The 16,485-nt window shown below is 44.8% G+C and carries 20 protein-coding genes and 1 pseudogene; 20 read left to right on the top strand and 1 reads right to left on the bottom strand.

Annotation, left to right across the window (positions count from 1 at the left end; genetic code table 11):
* Positions 1–366 precede the first annotated feature (366 nt).
* Both rlmD and BMW41_RS11920 read left to right on the top strand, forming a co-directional pair.
* A complete protein-coding gene (gene rlmD / locus BMW41_RS11925) occupies positions 367–1,785 on the top strand; it encodes a 23S rRNA (uracil(1939)-C(5))-methyltransferase RlmD (protein WP_074650276.1) in 1,419 nt (472 codons plus the stop codon).
* Between the two features lie 203 nt (positions 1,786–1,988).
* Positions 1,989–2,885 (top strand): phosphatase PAP2 family protein, encoded by an 897-nt coding sequence (locus BMW41_RS11920; protein WP_074650275.1) that lies wholly within the window; start codon positions 1,989–1,991, stop codon positions 2,883–2,885.
* A gap of 14 nt (positions 2,886–2,899) precedes the next feature.
* Here BMW41_RS11920 and BMW41_RS11915 read toward each other — a convergent pair whose 3' ends face one another.
* Positions 2,900–4,075 carry a phosphotransferase gene (locus BMW41_RS11915; RefSeq protein WP_074650274.1) on the bottom strand — a complete coding sequence of 392 codons (1,176 nt, stop codon included), beginning with the start codon at positions 4,073–4,075 and terminating at the stop codon, positions 2,900–2,902.
* Positions 4,076–4,343: 268 nt separating this feature from the next.
* Here BMW41_RS11915 and BMW41_RS11910 point away from each other — a divergent pair, with 268 nt between their 5' ends.
* The 18 genes and pseudogenes from BMW41_RS11910 (at position 4,344) to BMW41_RS11830 (ending at position 16,347) form a co-directional block, all read left to right on the top strand.
* The gene (locus tag BMW41_RS11910) at positions 4,344–4,922 is read left to right on the top strand and encodes a type IV toxin-antitoxin system AbiEi family antitoxin domain-containing protein (RefSeq protein WP_242870347.1); all 579 of its coding nucleotides are present in this window, start codon (positions 4,344–4,346) and stop codon (positions 4,920–4,922) included.
* Entirely contained in the window at positions 4,922–5,596 is a 675-nt protein-coding gene (locus BMW41_RS11905) for a nucleotidyl transferase AbiEii/AbiGii toxin family protein (protein ID WP_242870346.1), read from the top strand. The genes BMW41_RS11910 and BMW41_RS11905 overlap by 1 nt, the downstream gene beginning before the upstream one ends.
* Positions 5,597–5,658: 62 nt before the next feature.
* The gene (locus BMW41_RS11900) at positions 5,659–6,249 is read left to right on the top strand and encodes a TetR/AcrR family transcriptional regulator (protein ID WP_074650273.1); all 591 of its coding nucleotides are present in this window, start codon (positions 5,659–5,661) and stop codon (positions 6,247–6,249) included.
* Positions 6,250–6,386: 137 nt separating this feature from the next.
* Positions 6,387–7,010: a CatA-like O-acetyltransferase, family 2 gene (locus tag BMW41_RS11895; protein WP_074650277.1), complete on the top strand. Its 624-nt coding sequence runs from the start codon at positions 6,387–6,389 to the stop codon at positions 7,008–7,010.
* 124 nt (positions 7,011–7,134) lie between these two features.
* Positions 7,135–7,806: a helix-turn-helix domain-containing protein gene (locus BMW41_RS11890; protein WP_074650272.1), complete on the top strand. Its 672-nt coding sequence runs from the start codon at positions 7,135–7,137 to the stop codon at positions 7,804–7,806.
* 140 nt (positions 7,807–7,946) lie between these two features.
* Positions 7,947–8,831 (top strand): alpha/beta fold hydrolase, encoded by an 885-nt coding sequence (locus BMW41_RS11885; protein ID WP_074650271.1) that lies wholly within the window; start codon positions 7,947–7,949, stop codon positions 8,829–8,831.
* 299 nt (positions 8,832–9,130) lie between these two features.
* On the top strand, positions 9,131–9,514 hold the full coding sequence (locus BMW41_RS11880; RefSeq protein ID WP_074650270.1) for a VOC family protein: 384 nt from the start codon (positions 9,131–9,133) through the stop codon (positions 9,512–9,514).
* 240 nt (positions 9,515–9,754) lie between these two features.
* Positions 9,755–10,330, top strand: a complete 576-nt coding sequence (locus tag BMW41_RS11875; protein ID WP_074650269.1) for a TetR/AcrR family transcriptional regulator — start codon at positions 9,755–9,757, stop codon at positions 10,328–10,330.
* A gap of 82 nt (positions 10,331–10,412) precedes the next feature.
* Positions 10,413–10,868, top strand: a complete 456-nt coding sequence (locus BMW41_RS11870) for a flavodoxin domain-containing protein (RefSeq protein ID WP_074650268.1) — start codon at positions 10,413–10,415, stop codon at positions 10,866–10,868.
* The gene (locus tag BMW41_RS11865) at positions 10,858–12,189 is read left to right on the top strand and encodes an MATE family efflux transporter (RefSeq protein WP_074650267.1); all 1,332 of its coding nucleotides are present in this window, start codon (positions 10,858–10,860) and stop codon (positions 12,187–12,189) included. The genes BMW41_RS11870 and BMW41_RS11865 overlap by 11 nt, the downstream gene beginning before the upstream one ends.
* 64 nt (positions 12,190–12,253) lie before the next feature.
* Entirely contained in the window at positions 12,254–12,442 is a 189-nt protein-coding gene (locus tag BMW41_RS14650) for a GNAT family N-acetyltransferase (RefSeq protein ID WP_074650266.1), read from the top strand.
* 210 nt (positions 12,443–12,652) lie between these two features.
* On the top strand, positions 12,653–13,570 hold the full coding sequence (locus tag BMW41_RS11855; RefSeq protein ID WP_074650265.1) for a helix-turn-helix transcriptional regulator: 918 nt from the start codon (positions 12,653–12,655) through the stop codon (positions 13,568–13,570).
* Complete coding sequence (locus BMW41_RS11850) at positions 13,567–14,070, top strand: cysteine hydrolase family protein (RefSeq protein WP_074650264.1); 504 nt, start codon at positions 13,567–13,569, stop codon at positions 14,068–14,070. The genes BMW41_RS11855 and BMW41_RS11850 overlap by 4 nt, the downstream gene beginning before the upstream one ends.
* 6 nt (positions 14,071–14,076) lie before the next feature.
* Positions 14,077–14,292 (top strand): annotated as a pseudogene (locus BMW41_RS15360) (hypothetical protein); the annotation flags it as partial.
* Entirely contained in the window at positions 14,258–14,512 is a 255-nt protein-coding gene (locus tag BMW41_RS15055; RefSeq protein ID WP_242870349.1) for a hypothetical protein, read from the top strand. The pseudogene BMW41_RS15360 and the gene BMW41_RS15055, both read left to right, overlap by 35 nt.
* Positions 14,430–15,077: a DNA alkylation repair protein gene (locus tag BMW41_RS11840; protein WP_242870348.1), complete on the top strand. Its 648-nt coding sequence runs from the start codon at positions 14,430–14,432 to the stop codon at positions 15,075–15,077. Before BMW41_RS15055 ends, BMW41_RS11840 begins: the two co-directional genes overlap by 83 nt.
* A gap of 12 nt (positions 15,078–15,089) precedes the next feature.
* Positions 15,090–15,473 (top strand): hypothetical protein, encoded by a 384-nt coding sequence (locus BMW41_RS11835; protein ID WP_074650262.1) that lies wholly within the window; start codon positions 15,090–15,092, stop codon positions 15,471–15,473.
* A gap of 172 nt (positions 15,474–15,645) precedes the next feature.
* Positions 15,646–16,347, top strand: coding sequence for a GNAT family N-acetyltransferase (locus BMW41_RS11830; RefSeq protein ID WP_074650261.1), 702 nt, complete (start codon positions 15,646–15,648; stop codon positions 16,345–16,347).
* Positions 16,348–16,485 lie beyond the last annotated feature (138 nt).

Genomic DNA, 16,485 nt, shown 5'->3' with positions numbered 1-16,485 from the left:
TCTGTGCACGTCAACTATTGAAAGCGCCGTATACCGAACGGTACGTACGGTGCTGTGAGAGGACGGCGGTTAGTCACCGCCTCCTACTCGATTCAGGATATATCGCCGGAAATTCCATGGCAAAAAACATCCCATGGGCTTATTCCGGTTCGATCGTTCTTGCGAAAAGAGGGATTTCTGATAGAATGGTTAGAGTCCGCAGAACGACAGGTACAGCCCTGAACAAAAGGATGAAAAATGGACAAGGGGATTTGGGAAAGACCGGTCCGCAGGTTCCATGTAAATTCTGAAAAGAATGCAGTGAACGGGCTGTTTTAAAAATATCGGATAAGAAGTCAGCGAAAAATACCAGGAAGGATGAAACCGATGAAAAAAGGAAATATCTATGACGGATATGTAGAGAAAGTGGAGTTTCCGAACCGCGGATATGTCCGTGTGACCATTCCGGAAGAAGAACGGACTCCGGAGAGCGGAGATACCGCATATGTATGGGTGAAAAATGTGATCCCGGGACAGACCGTGCGCTTTCGTTTTACGAAACGCCGCTCCGGCGGAAAAATGGAAGGTCTTCTCCATGAAGTCCTGAAGCCGTCCGATCTGGAGACATCGGATGTCCGCTGCCCGCATTTCGGCATCTGCGGCGGCTGTGTCTATCAGACTGTTCCGGAAGAAAAGCAGCTTGAGATCAAGAAAGAGCAGGTTCTGCATTTGCTGGAGCCGGTATGTCCGGAACTGCATTTTGAAGGAATTTATGCCAGTCCGGATGAGCACGAATACCGCAACAAGATGGAATACACCTTTGGTGACGAGTGCAAGGACGGTCCTTTCGCCCTCGGCCATCACAGAAGAGGCGGATTCTATGACATTATCACCACAGACCAGTGCTGTATCGTCAACGGTGATTTTCGGAAGGTACTTCGCGCAACCAAGGAATTCTTTGAGAAGAGACAGATTCCATTCTATCAGAAAGTGCAGCATACCGGCTATCTCCGCCATCTTTTGGTGAGAAGAACTGCCAATACTTCACAGCTTCTGGTGGATCTTGTGACATCGACCAATATGGCCAAAGAGGAAGAAAAGGCGCTTCTGGATGAGTATGTGAAAGAACTCCGGGGACTGGATCTTTCCGCGGATCTTCGCGGAATCCTGCACACCTGTAATGATTCAGCGGCAGATGTGGTGAAAGATGAGGGGACGACGGTTCTGTTCGGTGAGGACTATATCACCGAAGAACTCCTCGGACTTCATTTCAAGATTTCTCCGTTCTCTTTCTTCCAGACCAATTCCAGAGGCGCGGAGGTTCTCTACGGAAAAGTCCGTGAGTTCGCGCTGGACGGTGGAGAGGTGGCTCCGAAGACCATTTTTGATCTCTACAGCGGCACCGGCACCATTGCCCAGATCCTTGCACCGGTGGCAGAGCATGTGACCGGTGTGGAGATCGTGGAAGAGGCGGTGGAAGCGGCAAAGATCAATGCCGGATTAAACGGACTGACCAACTGTGACTTTATCGCCGGAGACGTGCTGAAGGTGGTGGATGAGCTGACCGAGAAGCCGGATCTCATCATTCTCGATCCGCCGAGAGAGGGCATTCACCCGAAGGCGATCCATAAGATCATCGGCTTCGGCGTAAAACGTATGGTTTATGTGTCCTGTAAGCCCACAAGCCTTGCGCGTGATCTTGAGATTCTTCAGAAGGCAGGCTACCGCGTGAAGAAGACCTGCTGCGTAGATATGTTCCCGTCGACCGCGAATATCGAGACGGTATGTCTCTTGAGCAACACCTAAAGCAAGAAGAAAGAGTCCTATATTACGCTTGATGTGGAGATGGCAGATTACTATCGCATCAAGAACGAAGGGAAGAATTCTAACACCTTTCCGGTATAAATCAGTTCAAAGAATGGGGAAAGTTTGAAAGTAAACTTTCAAACTTTGATTGACGGCTCAAATAGACAAGCAAGCTTGTCTGCTTGAGCCTGGAGGACAAAAATATGAAAAGGAAAACTATCATGGCGGTGCCCGCCGCCTGTTTTTTGGGCGTCATGGCTACCTGTCTGCTTGGAATAATCATCGGTTCGTTTTATGACTTCAGGATCAACGAGATGCTTGCCAATAAGACTGAACTCGGCGCATTCTTCGCCACATATGGATCATACTTTTCCTACTGCCTGTACCCTGCGGCAGGATCATGCTTATTTGTGGGCCTCAAGAAAAAGGGGGATCGTTACCGCGCACTGGCATATACTTTGCTTTTTTTGAGCCTGTTTATGGCTGTGTATTATTCCAACAGCTATAACGGCAAAAGCGTCCGCGCACTGTTCGGCTACGTTCCCGGGGAGGCTTCTCCGATGCTGTCAGTCTTAAGCTGGCTTTTCTGGGCGGTACTTTATTTATGGGTCCCGTTTGTGATGATACGCCTGCTCGACGACAGCGACCCCGACAGACTCATTGCCGTCGGAGCAGCGATCCTTATCGCCGGAATAACGGCAGACAATGTGAACGCCTGGCTCAAGCAGCTCGCTTCGCGCCCCCGTTATAAATACCTGATCACTTTGGACGATCCGATTAGCCAGTTCCGCAGCTGGTGGCAGATGGTCCCCAACCTCGCAGGCAGCGATGACAGCTTCAAATCGTGGCCGAGCGGCAACATGACCATCGCCAGCATGATGTTTTCGCTTCCCATGCTTTCTGATGTAGCGAGAGGAAAGAGCAGCAGAAGGAATCACATATGCTTTTTCGCAGCCTGCATCTTCGTGCTGATCTATGCCTATAACCGCATCCACATGACCAATCACTTTTTATCCGATGTATGCTTCGGAACGCTCATCACATATATTATCTATGCCGTCATAAGCGAAGCGTTTCTGTCGGCAGCCAGAGCAAATTGAAATAAGGATCCGGATCAGTATTTTTTTTCAAGCAGGGGAAACAGACGATCTCTCGCCGTATTGACAAACGCTTCGACCGCCTGGGCAGATGCATTGGGCCAGATCGCAGGGTTGAGCGCGACCTTGAACAGGGAAAACAGCCTGATCTGTTCTTCCTTTTCTTTTAATACAGCTTCATCATCTGTTTCATAATATGTTCTGAGCATTATATCCCAGATCCTCAGAGCCTGCTCAGGGCTTATTCCTAAGAACCGTTCAACATCCCAGGGTCTGCTTTTGGCTCCATCGACAAAGAGAAAATAGGAGATACCAAGATCGATCAGGGGTGCGCCCAGGCTTACGTCTGCCATGTCTATGAGGACGACCTCTCCATCCTGCAGCATGACATTTTGTGTATGAAAATCCCCATGGACTATTCCTTTTTTCTCTCCCGCAGTCTCAAGAAGTTTATAAAGCAGCTCCTGTTCAGCGGGTGTATAGTACTTTCCCATCTGCCGTATTTTCTCTTTTAAAAACGCCGCAGTATCCGGAAGCGCTCCGTTCGGAAGTTCCGTTTCATGCATCTGCTTAAAGAGCCTTCCCATCTTTGCTGCCAGATCGTCAAGCATCTCGGGATGCTTCCTGATGGTTCCCGCAACGGTATCAGCCTTTATCATCTCGAAAACGATTCCGTAGTTTTCTCCGCACCTGACGATATCATAGGAGATGGCTGTTGAAATTCCATTGACAAAGCAAGTTTTGGCATATTCTTTTTCTTTGCAGATATCCTCAAGACTTGTATTCCCATGGTATTCTTTAAGTATGGTCTCATCGTCAAGCTTGTAGACCGTACCGTTGCCTCCTCTGCCAATGATCTCGCATCCGCTTGCGTCGACCTCACGCATCTTTTTGCGTACATCAAATATACTGGCAAATCCGGTCACATCAAAAATATCAAATATTTCGCTGCTGACATTATTTATGATCACCGGCCTGTCAGCCGTCTTTTTGAATTTGAGAAGAACCCTGAGGCCGGCAGATGAGATATACTCAAGCCCTGAGGCATCTATCGTTATCTCTTTGTCCGCGCACTGCGCGGTCATCTCAGGCAGGCATTCTTCAAGCATCTGTTTTTCAAGCTCCGCGGCATTGCCGGCATCGATCCTTCCTGATATCCTGAGCTGATTACTATCCGTCATACTAACAAGCATAGTTGTCTGATCCTCCACATATCTTCAAAGATAATTTATTATATCAAAAAGTTTTGGGGCAATGTAATACAGTTCTTTTCTGCAGTTCTCTTAATTAGTACGGGGACGAGAAAGTCAAAATTCGGGCGGACAGAAGGTGATTGATGCACAGCTGGCAAGCCAGGATGATATGGATGAATTTTAATTAAAATCGGCTAAAAAAGATAACTGCCGAAATTAGTTAAAATATTCCTTTGAATAGTGTATAGTATAGGCGGAGGTGATTCATGTGAACGCAATCGCTGTAAATAAGAAGTTTATCACAACCGCTGAACTAAAAGATATGGGTTATTCATATTACAAGATTGGCAAGCTTGAAGAGCAGGGCATACTGTCACGGGTAAATCGAAGCACTTATGAGAACCTAACCTATAAGGGCGATGAAAACGACTTCTTCAGCGCAGAAGCTTTTGTACCGAATGGTGTTATATGCCTGATGAGTGCAGCACGGTATTACGAACTTACCAATTTTCTGCCTGATGCCGTGGATGTTGCTATTGAAAGGAAGAAAAAGGTTAATACACTGCCAGAATGGCCGGAGATCAGGATTTTTTATTTTGATGCATCCCGGATGGATCTCGGAGTAACTGAAGTCAGGGATGGCGATAACTGCTTCCACATCTTCGATATCGAGAAAACCGTGGTCGATATCATTTACTACAGGAACAAGATCGGGATTGAGGAAACATCTGAGGTGCTTAGGAATTATCTGAAGCGCAGGGACAGGCAGATTGACAGACTTTATGCCTATGCCAAACGCCTGCGCTGTGAGAAAATCGTAAGAACGTATCTGGAGGTACTTGTGTAATGAATGCTGATTCAGTAAAAGCGAGGCTTAAGAACTTCGCAGTAAAAGACGGCTGCACTTTTCAGGAAGCTCTTACATATTATGGGCTGGAAAGGACAATCTACCGCATTTCCGTGTCCAAATATGCGGAACAATTTGTTTTGAAGGGCGGAATCTTCTTGTATGCGGTATTTGATCGCAGGTATGAACGGGCAACTACAGATGTGGATTTGCTTGCAAGGCGTATATCCAATAGCGGGGAGGAAATGAAGAACGTATTCCGGGAAATTCTCTCTCTTGATATTGATGATGCACTTGTATTTGACACGGACTCCATAACTGTGGAGGACATAACAGAGTTTAAGGAATATCACGGTCTTCACATCTCAGCTGTTGGATATCTTGATCGGACAAAGATTCCGGTCGGCATAGATATCGGATTTGGGGATGTGATCTATCCTGATGCAGTGAAAATGGACTTCCCTGTCATACTTGATATGGATCCGCCGAGAGTAAACGCCTACTCTCTGGAATCATCCATCGCGGAGAAACTGGAAGCCATCATACATAACGGTTATCTGAACAGCAGATATAAGGATTTTTATGATATCTATGTTCTATCCCAAAAGTACGAATTCTCTTATGAAGAGTCGAGCAATCGGCTCTTTTATTGCGTTTCCGGAGAAAAAACTTGATAAGCTAACGATTTATAGCTACAATAAGGCTAACTTTCGTTAGCGGAGATTGGGAGAATATCATGTCAACAAAGCAAAGAATACTGGATGAAGCATTAACGCTGTTTGCTGAGAACGGATATGACGGAACCGGCGTAGATCTGATTGCTGAACGTGTCGGCATCAAGGGACCTTCCCTCTATAAGCACTATAAGGGGAAGGAAGAAATTCTAAATGCCCTGATAGATGCGGCTGAGGAACGTTATGAGGAGTACTTCGGATCGGAGAAGCATATCGGGAAACTGCCTCAGAGCCGGGAAGAGTTTATAAAGGTGACGATGGAAAGAATCTCATTTACGATGCGGGATCCCGTAATCCGTAAAACGCGGATGCTTCTTGTTCAGGAACAGTTCAGAAATGAAAGGATTTCCGAGGTTACGACCAGGCATCAGCTGGACGGAATACAGAGGATGTTTGCAAAGATCATCAAAGGTATGATGGATGAGGGTATCGTCAAAAATGATGATCCGGAACTGCTTGCGGTAGAACTTACCGCGCCTGCTGTTCTGCAGATTGCAAGGTCGGACAGGCAGCCGCAATATGAGGAAGAATGTATGGAATACATCGAAAAACATTTACGGCATTTTTGTAAGGTATACATGAGAGAGGATTGATCAAACGGATTTAATCGTAGTAAAGAGAGCTTTACCGCAAGGAGGATTCACAATGAAAGAGAAGTTTTATCCCGGAAAACGGTATGAGCTTTTTACAAGCACAAGGAGTGAAGCAAATATTCGTTTGTGAGGACAAAATGGCAAAAGAAATAAAACCACAGGATACAACGAGGGCTACGGCCTATGAATTATGGATGAAAGCACCCAATCCAATGGTCACTGTATTTAAGACCATGGATGTTACGAATCTCGTGAGATGCAGTAAAAAGAAGCATTTGAAATTTAATATGCTGCTGGATTACTGCATAGGCATGGCGGCTGCACCGATAAAAGAGTTTTATATTCTTCCTGTCGGGGACAAACTGATCCAGTACGATGCGCTTGCCGTTAATACGATCGTTAAAAACAAAAACAATGAAGTAAGTTCCTGTGATATCAGTCAGTCAGCAGATCTGAGTGCATTTAATCAGGAATATCTGAAATACACCGCTCAGGTTGCCGAAAGCAGTACCGATAGAGACTTATCGGAAGAAAACATGGTCATTGGTACATCGGCGATCATCGATACGGAAATCGACGGTGCGGTCGGTATGAACAGCGGTATTTTCAATAATCCCTTCATGATATGGGGAAGGTACAGAAAAAAGCTGTTTCGATATTATCTGCTGATATCATTTCAATTCCATCATACACAGATGGATGGTGCCCATGCAGGTAGGTTTCTTGCAAATCTACAAAATGAAATCAAGCAGTTACGATAGCAAATTCAAATTTGTCGGGCTGATAATAAGCAAAACCGAAAGACATTCCGTTTGACTCTACTTTCCGTAGGTACCGTTATCAGAAAAACGGATTTACAATCTGTGCATGGAGGTGAAAACGAATATGAACCAATATGTTACAGGCGCAGTGATTAAGGAACTGCGGGAAAAGAACAGGATGACACAGCTTCAGCTGGCGGAAAAGCTGGGAGTAAGCGATAAAAGTGTTTCAAAATGGGAAACTTCGAGAGGGCTTCCAGATATTACCCTGCTGGAGCCTATTGCGGAGGCATTCAGCATTTCGGTGACGGAGCTGATATCCGGCAATACCATTCATAATGCGAACGTATCGGCAAATATGCTGCGGTCAAAGTTTTATGTCTGCCCGGTCTGTGGGAATGTAATACACAGCATGGGCGAAGCGGCGATTCATTGTCACGGCATCCAGCTTATGCCTTTAGAGGCGGAACAGACAGATGAGCATCATATGATATTCATCGAGCGTGTTGAGGATGAGTATTATGTGCGGATCGACCACAGCATGACAAAGGATCATTATATTTCTTTTGTGGCGGCGGCTTCATCCGATGATATGCAGATGCGCACGCTCTATCCGGAAGGGAACGCTGAAGCAAGATTTAAGATAAGGGGAGTCAGAAGAATCTTCTTTTACTGCAATCGTGATGGCCTGTTTTCGATTGATCCGGTAAAGGGCATTGATGACAAAGAAAGCAGATACGATGATACGCAGGAAAGAAGAGAACTGGAGAAGGCAGCAGATATGCTGTTTGGATAGGACAGATTTGAACAGGAAATGACAGTAAAACTACAGGTTCAAGGAGGTTGAGAGGTATTTAGGGGTACTGTATGTTCAGGCAATGTGCATCCCCACATATAAAGTGGTTTTTGGGAGGTAAACAAAAAAGAGGATATTTAATGAATAACTATAAGATCTTTGGAAATAAAACTGTAGATATTGTAATAGAAATGGGACTTGGGGCATGTATAGCTGAATGGGAATCGCTTGCAAGAAAGCTCAGTGAGGATCATGGTGTGCTTGTCTATGAAAGGGCCGGTATCAATCACAGTGACAAGAGTGATAAAGCAAGAACGCCTATGAATATTGCTAAAGAATTAATGAATCTCCTGGATGAAATTCCGCATTATGAAAAATTGGTGGTAATAGGACATTCGCAGGGGGGACTGTATGCCGCCGAATTCTGCGGTATCTATCCGGAGATAGTAAAGGGCCTTATTCTTTTGGACCCATTATCTATAGAGGATAATAGATTTAAGAAGGAATTAACTGCTAAGGAGTTAAAGAAATCCGGAGCAGATAAGAGCAAAAACTTTAATGTTTTAGAAACACTTACTAAGTTTGGGATGAAGGGCCTTGTAAAGAAAGCAATGTGTCAAGCACCGCCTTTTTATTACGCCAGTTTTTCCGAGGAGCAAAAAGAGGATATCCTGAATTCACTTGTAAATATTACACATCTGCGTACATGCAGGGAAGAATATAGGTTAGCACACGATGATGCGGTTTTAAGTAATATGGTATCAAAGGATAATTATCCGGATATTCCGATCATTCTCGTAACTCATTCATCAGAGGAAGCAATTAAGGAAAATATGGAATTTGGCAGAAATAGCCGGCCTTTTGCTGTTAGGATCGAACAATTATGGCAGGAGATCATGAAAGTATATTTAGGATATTCGGAAAAAGCAATATGGATCCAGGCTAAGAAAAGCACTCATTATATTCATTTAACGGAACCGGAAATAATTGTAGAGAGTTTGAATAAAGTAGAGCGGATTTATTGATGAATATAAAAACGGTATGGAAATAAGAGTAGAGAGACTGACTGAAGATAATTTAATACCCATTCATTGGATAACTTTATCAGGCATCAGGTTGTCACAGAGTGCCTAAGAAATGTGGATGGGAATTGGATGCTTCTGCCTGTTTCATTTGTGGAAGAATGGAGTCTTGATAAGTGCAGAGAAGAAGCGTCGGCAATAGTAAATAATCTATATGGGGATATGATAGATTACGGAGCCATTTGATGTACAGCTGGAATTGTATTATAAATGGCTGTGTTCAGCAGAAGAGGTGGGGACAGATGAAGATAGAGCATATTGCTATGTATGTGAATGATTTGGAAGGAACCCGAGATTTCTTCGTAAAGTATCTTGGTGGGGTGTCAAATGATGGATATCATAATGAATTAACAGGATTCAGATCATACTTTATCACTTTTGATGACGGGGCAAGACTTGAGATCATGAATAAGCCCTCTATGGAAGATTCAGCAAAGATAGTCAATCGCACAGGGTATATTCATATAGCATTTTCGGTTGGAAGTGCTGAAGAGGTTGACCGTCTGACAAGAGTATTTCGAGAAGATGGATATGAAGTGATTAATGGTCCTCGAACAACAGGTGACGGATATTATGAAAGCTGTATTATCGGCGTAGAGGGAAATCAGATAGAGATTACAGTTTGAATTACTGTAGGATATATGACTAAGACAAATGGTTAAATACGAAATTATTGACTTGCCTATAATAGCGATTATTGGCAAGGAAGGCGTAGGCACGAAAGAAAAGAATTATTCATTTCTGAAAGGCAAATGCGTATTGCGAACAATACTTAACTCAGACAAAATGAATGAATATAATTCATTGACATCCTGAAACTTCTGTGTTAATATGCAGAAAGTGCAACACAGTAAGGAAGGATGTACATGAGAACCGTAAAAGACCCGGACACCAGAAAGCAGGAGATTCTATCGGGAGCTCTTTTGGTATTTGCCCAAAAAGGATATGATAAGACCACGATTTCCGATATAGCAAGGGAACTGGGAATCTCTCAGGGACTTTGCTACAGATACTACGCATCAAAAGAAGAGATATATGATGCAGCAGTTGAAGAGTATGCGGATATTATCGTGAGAGCTAACTTGAAGAGATTTGACAGCAAGGGCAAAACTTTGAAAGAGAAAATCCGGTCATTTTCTGGAAGTCTGAAAGAGTACCGTGAGCCTGAGAAGGATAACGAGCTTTTATATAGTCTCTTCCATAGTGAGGGAAGTCAGAAGATGCATGATCAGCTTATGATAAAGACAGCAGCTAAGCTGGTACCTCATATTAAGAAGGAGCTGGAGAAAGCCCGGGATGCCGGTGAAATAAACATATCGGATATCGATGCGCTATCCTATTTCTTTGTATACGGACAGCTGGGAATGTTGCTTGAGCATGGCAGCGAAAAGGATTGCGGTAAAAGAATACAGGATATATTAATTGAAATACTGAATTTGTAAGACAAACCCCTGATACATTGTTTCAGGGGTAAAAATAAAAAATAAAAATGAATGAAATTCATTCAGAGAAAGGGAGAACAATATGAAAACAGTCATTATCTACGAATCCAAACATCATGGAAACACAAAGAAGGTATGTGATCGCGTGGCAGCAGAATGCCGGGCGGAACTAATTGAGGCCGGAAGAGTCGATTCGAATTTCAACTGGGAGGATTATGACCTGGTGGGCTTTGCATCGGGGATAGCATATTCCAAGTTTTACGATTCGGTAAGCCGTGTGGCAGAACAGATTCCAGCGGGGAAGGGGACTTTCTTTATCTATACCTGTGCAAAGAACGATAAGGATTTTGCCGCTAAGATTAAGAAGGTCGTGGAAAAGCGGGGAGCCAAGTGCCTTGGATCATACGGATGTCGTGGTTTTAACACATATGGACCATTAAAGTTAATCGGAGGAATGAATAAGTCCAATCCCAATGAGGATGAGCTTAAGGCAGCAGTAGAATTTGTAAAGAAGGTAGAAGAGACTTATGAAAAGTAAAGTGGATTTTATAAACGAAAACACAACAAGAGCGTTAATGAAGCTCTTTATACCCCTTATGCTTGCCATGACACTTACCATGGCATACAGCATGGTTGACAGCCTGTGGGTAGGAAATCTCCTGGGGGAGGCAGGTATGTCTGCACTTACGGCAAGTACAGCTATTGTCCTTATTATGAATTCCTTATCAATGGGTGTTGGTAACGGAGTATCGGTTATGATTGCCCAACGTGTCGGAGCAAAGAACACAGTGGGAGTAAAAAGAGCAGCCGCCGTTGTTATGATAGTTTCTCTGGTTTTTTCCGGAGCGATATGCCTTGTGGGAGAACTTGCATCCGAGTATCTTCTGACAGCAATGGGTACGCCTGCAGAGGTACTTACTGAAGCGGTCTCTTATCTGAGGCTCTATCTTATTGGAAATGTTGCGCTCTTTTTATATATGCAGTTTACATCCATATTCAGGGCCTTTGGAGACTCGGTTTTCCAGATGAAAGGAATGCTTATGACGGTGATAGTTAATGCTATCCTTGATCCCATAATGATTAACTGGTGGGGATTCAATGGGGTGGCCATAGCAACAGTGATATCGGAGTTTGTTTGCCTTGCATACGCGTTTGCTTATCATTACAAAAAGAAATGGTTCTCATTTGATTTTAAGGCAATGACATGGGAGGATGTAAAAACCATGGGCAGGCTATGTGTTCCGACTTCCATACAGTCTATTATGCCGGCATTAAGTTCCGCGGTTATGATTACATTTGTTAATCCCTTCGGACTGACAGCCCTTGCCGGATATGGAGTGGTAAGGAATCTTGAACTTATTATGTTTATGCCCACCAATGCCATGTCAATGGCTGTTACCTCTATAGTCGGTCAATGTAAGGGCGCAGGTCGTATAGACCGGGCCGGTGATTATTGTAAAAAAGCCATGCTTACCGGGGGAGTTCTGATTGGCTTGGTAAGCGCCCTTGTCATCTGCACAAGTCCCATACTTAGCGGATGCTTCGGCCAGGGAGCAGAGGTTGGCGTTATCGTTGCAGAGTTCTTCCATATTGTCAGCATCGGATACGTATTATATATGCTTACAAGCTGTATTCAGGGATATATTACTGGAATTGGAAGACCGGAGAAGGCTATGCTGTTGCTTATTGCGTATTACATTATATTCAGGGTGCTGCCAGCTTTGATGCTAAAGCATATATTCGGACTGTCGGGAATATGGTTTGCTTTTCTTGTAAGCCACATTTTGGCGTGTGTATTGGCCTTTGTATTGCTGCAGATCAGTGATAAGATATTCTTGAAGCCGGTGAAAAACACATGAAAACACTATATTCCTGGGCATGACACGAATCGTATCACGGATGTGACAGAAAGCATATTGTGAGATGCTGGAATGCTGCCTTGCTCATCCCGGAGAGTGGGACTGGTATGCGATGTGGATGATCGAGAAATCGGACGGAACACATATCGGAGATCTCTGTTTTAAGGGCATAGAGGCAGGCCGTAATCCTGAGATTGGATATGGCATCCTGGAAGAATATCGGGGACAGGTTTTGCTACTGAAGCAGTTATAAGAGACCGCTGATGGATTTTTTAAGTCTGTCGGCGGTTTTTTGCGCGATAAAGCCGTCATGCGGGCGTGCTTGCACGCACATTTGACGGCCAACGCGACATCGAGCAGCTTGCGGCGAGATTGTTGGCGAAAAAAAGTTTCATTGCTATAATAAACATGACATACAGTTGGCGTGTTAGATTCGCTATGATACATACGGAGCGTGAGAGAAATGAAGATAGACAGGCTGATCGGAATACTGTCCGTGCTGCTGCAGGAAGAAAAAACCACGGCACCGGAGCTGGCGGAACGGTTTGAGGTATCGAGAAGGACAATCAACCGGGATATTGAGGATCTGTGCAAGGCGGGGATTCCCATACGAACAGCGCAGGGAACCGGCGGCGGTATCAGCATTATGGACGGTTACCGGATGGACAGGACAATCCTGACATCAAAGGATATGCAGATGATCCTTGCTGGGCTTCGGAGTTTGGACAGCGTGAGCGGAAGCAGTTATTATGGGCAGCTTATGGAGAAAATCCAGGCGGGATCCTCTGAGTTTATCACCGGCAGGGATTCCATTCTGATTGATCTGTCATCATGGTATCGGGAATCGCTTGCTCCGAAGATAGAGACCATACAGGATGCAATCGGGTTAAGGAAGACCATCAGGTTTAAGTATTATTCTCCAGGCGGGGATACGGAAAGGGAGATAGAGCCTTATTATCTGATTTTCAAATGGACAAGCTGGTATGTTTATGGCTACTGTCTTATGAGAAACGATTTCAGACTATTTAAGCTGAATCGCATGGATAGTATTACGCATATAGCCTCCTTTGAAGGAAATCGTGAGGTTCCGCTGCCGGATCTGTCAAGCGAGAAAGTATTTCCTGCGAAAGACCGGGTGAAAGCATTGTTTGATCCTTCGATGAAATGGCAGCTTGTGGAAGAGTATGGCGTGGATTCCTTCATGGAACAAGGTGACGGAAGCCTGTTGTTTGAACATGAGTATGCGGATGATGAGGGATTGCTTTCCTGGATGCTTTCATGCAGAGATAAGGTGACTGTCCTGGAACCGGAGCGGATCAGGGAAAAGCTCTATCAGATTACCTCTGAAATAGCAAAAAAATATGAAGGAGAACGGGAATGAAAAACAAAGCGTTGGTCGTGATAGACCTTCAGAATGACATTACGAAGAATTACCAAAAGATCATAGGACAGGTAAACAAGGCAATCGATTGGGCAGTGGTAAATGAAATACATGTTATCTATATCAAGCACTACAATCTGTCTGAAAAGACAAGAACCTTTAAGCCGGATACCAAAGGCTCTGAATTGGTTCCTGAGCTTAAAGTCGTGTCAGAAAACATTTTTGAAAAATGCAAAGCCAGTGCTCTGACAAGTGAGACATTTGCCGGGTTTATTGAGAAAAATGACATGGACGAGTTTTACATCATCGGTGCAGATGCAACGGGTTGTGTCAAATCAACAAGCTACAACCTGGCAAAGGCAGGATACAATGTGCATGTGATATCTGATTGTGTAACGAGTTATGATCTAAAAAAGCTTGATGAAATGTTTGCGTATTATGCTGATAAAGGCTGTGAAGTATTGACGCTTGAAGAGTGCATGATGGAAAAGGAGGCTTGATGTTATGAGGTTGATGCAGCATTCAAAAATGCGGTAGAAAACGGGGCAATTCCAGTTTTAGAGCCGGAACTTGAACCATGGGGGTGCGGGTGTCCAGTGGACACCTCTCGCGAAGCGAGAAGCACCGACCGAGCCGGGAGGCGAGACCAGAGAACCTGCTATATTGCTGATCCGGAAGGAAATCTGATTGAGATTGGTTCTTGGAATAAACGGAGAATGTAATAGAAGAACAGCAAAAGAGGAATGCCGCAGTAAGATTTATGATAAAATCGAAGAGAAAAAAAATGTCTTAGAGAATACGGAGATGACAGAACATGAAGAAAACGGATTTGCATCAGAAATTGTACGACCTTCAGGATATGAAGTATCGCGATATGCAGATAAAGATCATTCCGAACTTAAATCCCGAATCAATCGTCGGGGTGAGGACTCCGGAGCTTAGGAATATGGCAAAAGATAGTTTGAAGACCGGAGATTATAAGGAATTTCTTAAGGAGCTGCCTCATAAGTATTTTGAAGAAAACCAGATGCATGCTTTTATTATCTCCGGGATAAAAGATCTGAATGAATGCCTGGAGGAACTGGAGAAGTTTCTCCCCTATGTAGATAACTGGGCTACCTGTGATCAGATGTCTCCGAAGATGTTTAAGAAGCACAGAGCGGTGCTTCTTGCGCATATAAAAGAGTGGATCGCATCGGATAAGCCGTATACCATAAGATTCGGAGTGGGAATGCTGATGGAGCATTTTCTGGATGAAGACTATGATCCGCAATATCCGGAGATGGTTGCCGGAATCCGATCAGAAGAGTACTACGTCAACATGATGATCGCCTGGTATTTTGCAACAGCCCTTGCAAAACAATATGAGAGCGTACTGCCCTTTCTTGAGAAGAAAAGGCTGGATGACTGGACTCATAACAAGGCAATTCAGAAGTGCGTGGAAAGTAGAAGGATTACGGAAGAACAGAAAAAATACCTGAAAACCTTAAAAAATTACATTTCATAGAGAAAAACACACGTGAAATTTTACGGCGTAATCCTCGACTTCCTCATCCCCGTTCCGGTGACTCTGTTCATGCTTCTCACGGTCGGATCCCACGGTGCATGGATGGCAAAACCGCTGATCAATCTTCTGGTTGTCATGGCAGCCTGGGTTTGTATCCGGCGACAGCCGGGGAAGACTATCCGGGAGAAAATGCTGCTTCCGGAACACTTCGGCGCTGCGCCGGAGCAGGAACTCTGCTTCTCCGTTGATTCCATGGAGGATGTGAACGGCATTTCACGCATCGCGATTGCATTTGCGCTGGAGAACGGATTTGCGATCCGGATGATGATGAAACTGTCAAGAGACATCCACTATACGGGACTTTACGGGATGAATAACCTGATCATCCATGTCTGAGAACGGGTGGAATCAGGGATGCGCACGCCGTTGAGTGTAAGATGCCATCTTGCGGTGACCAGCGTCGGATTTTGTTCTAATCGGATCCCCTTTTTTCTCGCACTGAAATACAGCATAGAGTAAGATAGAGACAAGAAGGTATGAAACACCGAAAGATATTGGAGGTGCGGATATGATTGAGCGATGGAATCGGGATGACAGCGGCGTTCTCCATAAGGACACATTGTTTCTTCGTGCAGGAAAAGCGGGAGAGTACGGAATCAGTGTGCAGTATGGGACAGGAAGTATCTATCATGCATATTTTACATATCTTTGCGGACTGCCGGACGCAGAGCTCTTTGAAGACCGGCCCGACCTGTTTTGCGGGAAATCCCTTGTATGCATGACGGAAGAATGGGCCCGGTTTCTGAGGAAGCAGCCGAATCTTGAAACGGTCTGCCTTCGACGGCTGATGAAGCCTCTGCGCGGTAAATCGGTGAAGGAGGTATCTCCGCTTCCGTCCGAATACCGGCTTCGGCCCTTTGACGAGGAGGCATTTGCACGGAAGCCGTACCGGCACGGATCGTTCTATCAGAGTTATGAGGATTTTTCCCGACGCGGGTCCGGATTTGTGATCTGGCACGGGAAAGACATCGTCTGTTCGGTGTCCAGTCATCTGTCTCTCGGAGAAAATGTGGAGCTGGATGTCACCACCTCGGAGGCACACCGGAGAAGAGGTCTGGCCGACCGTTGTGTAGCGGAAATGCTGAATGACTGCGCAGAGAGGAAACTCACCGTGCACTGGGACGCCAAGAATACACCCTCGATGCGTATGGCGCAGAGCCACGGATTTGAACTTTTTCAGGAATATGCGGTTTATTGCCTGAAAGCCTGAATGTGCAGAGCACAGGAAGAAATGGATAAAAACAGGAGCATAGTCCGCAGAAGATCATGATCCGGAAAAGAAAGACTGCGGAAAAGAAAAATTGCGGAAAAGAAGAACTGCAGAAAAGAAGAACTGCAGAAAAGAAGA

The sequence above is a fragment of the [Clostridium] aminophilum genome (assembly GCF_900101295.1).
GTDB classification, from domain to species: domain Bacteria; phylum Bacillota; class Clostridia; order Lachnospirales; family Lachnospiraceae; genus Clostridium_R; species Clostridium_R aminophilum_A.
This window is presented reverse-complemented; position numbering and strand designations above follow the sequence as displayed.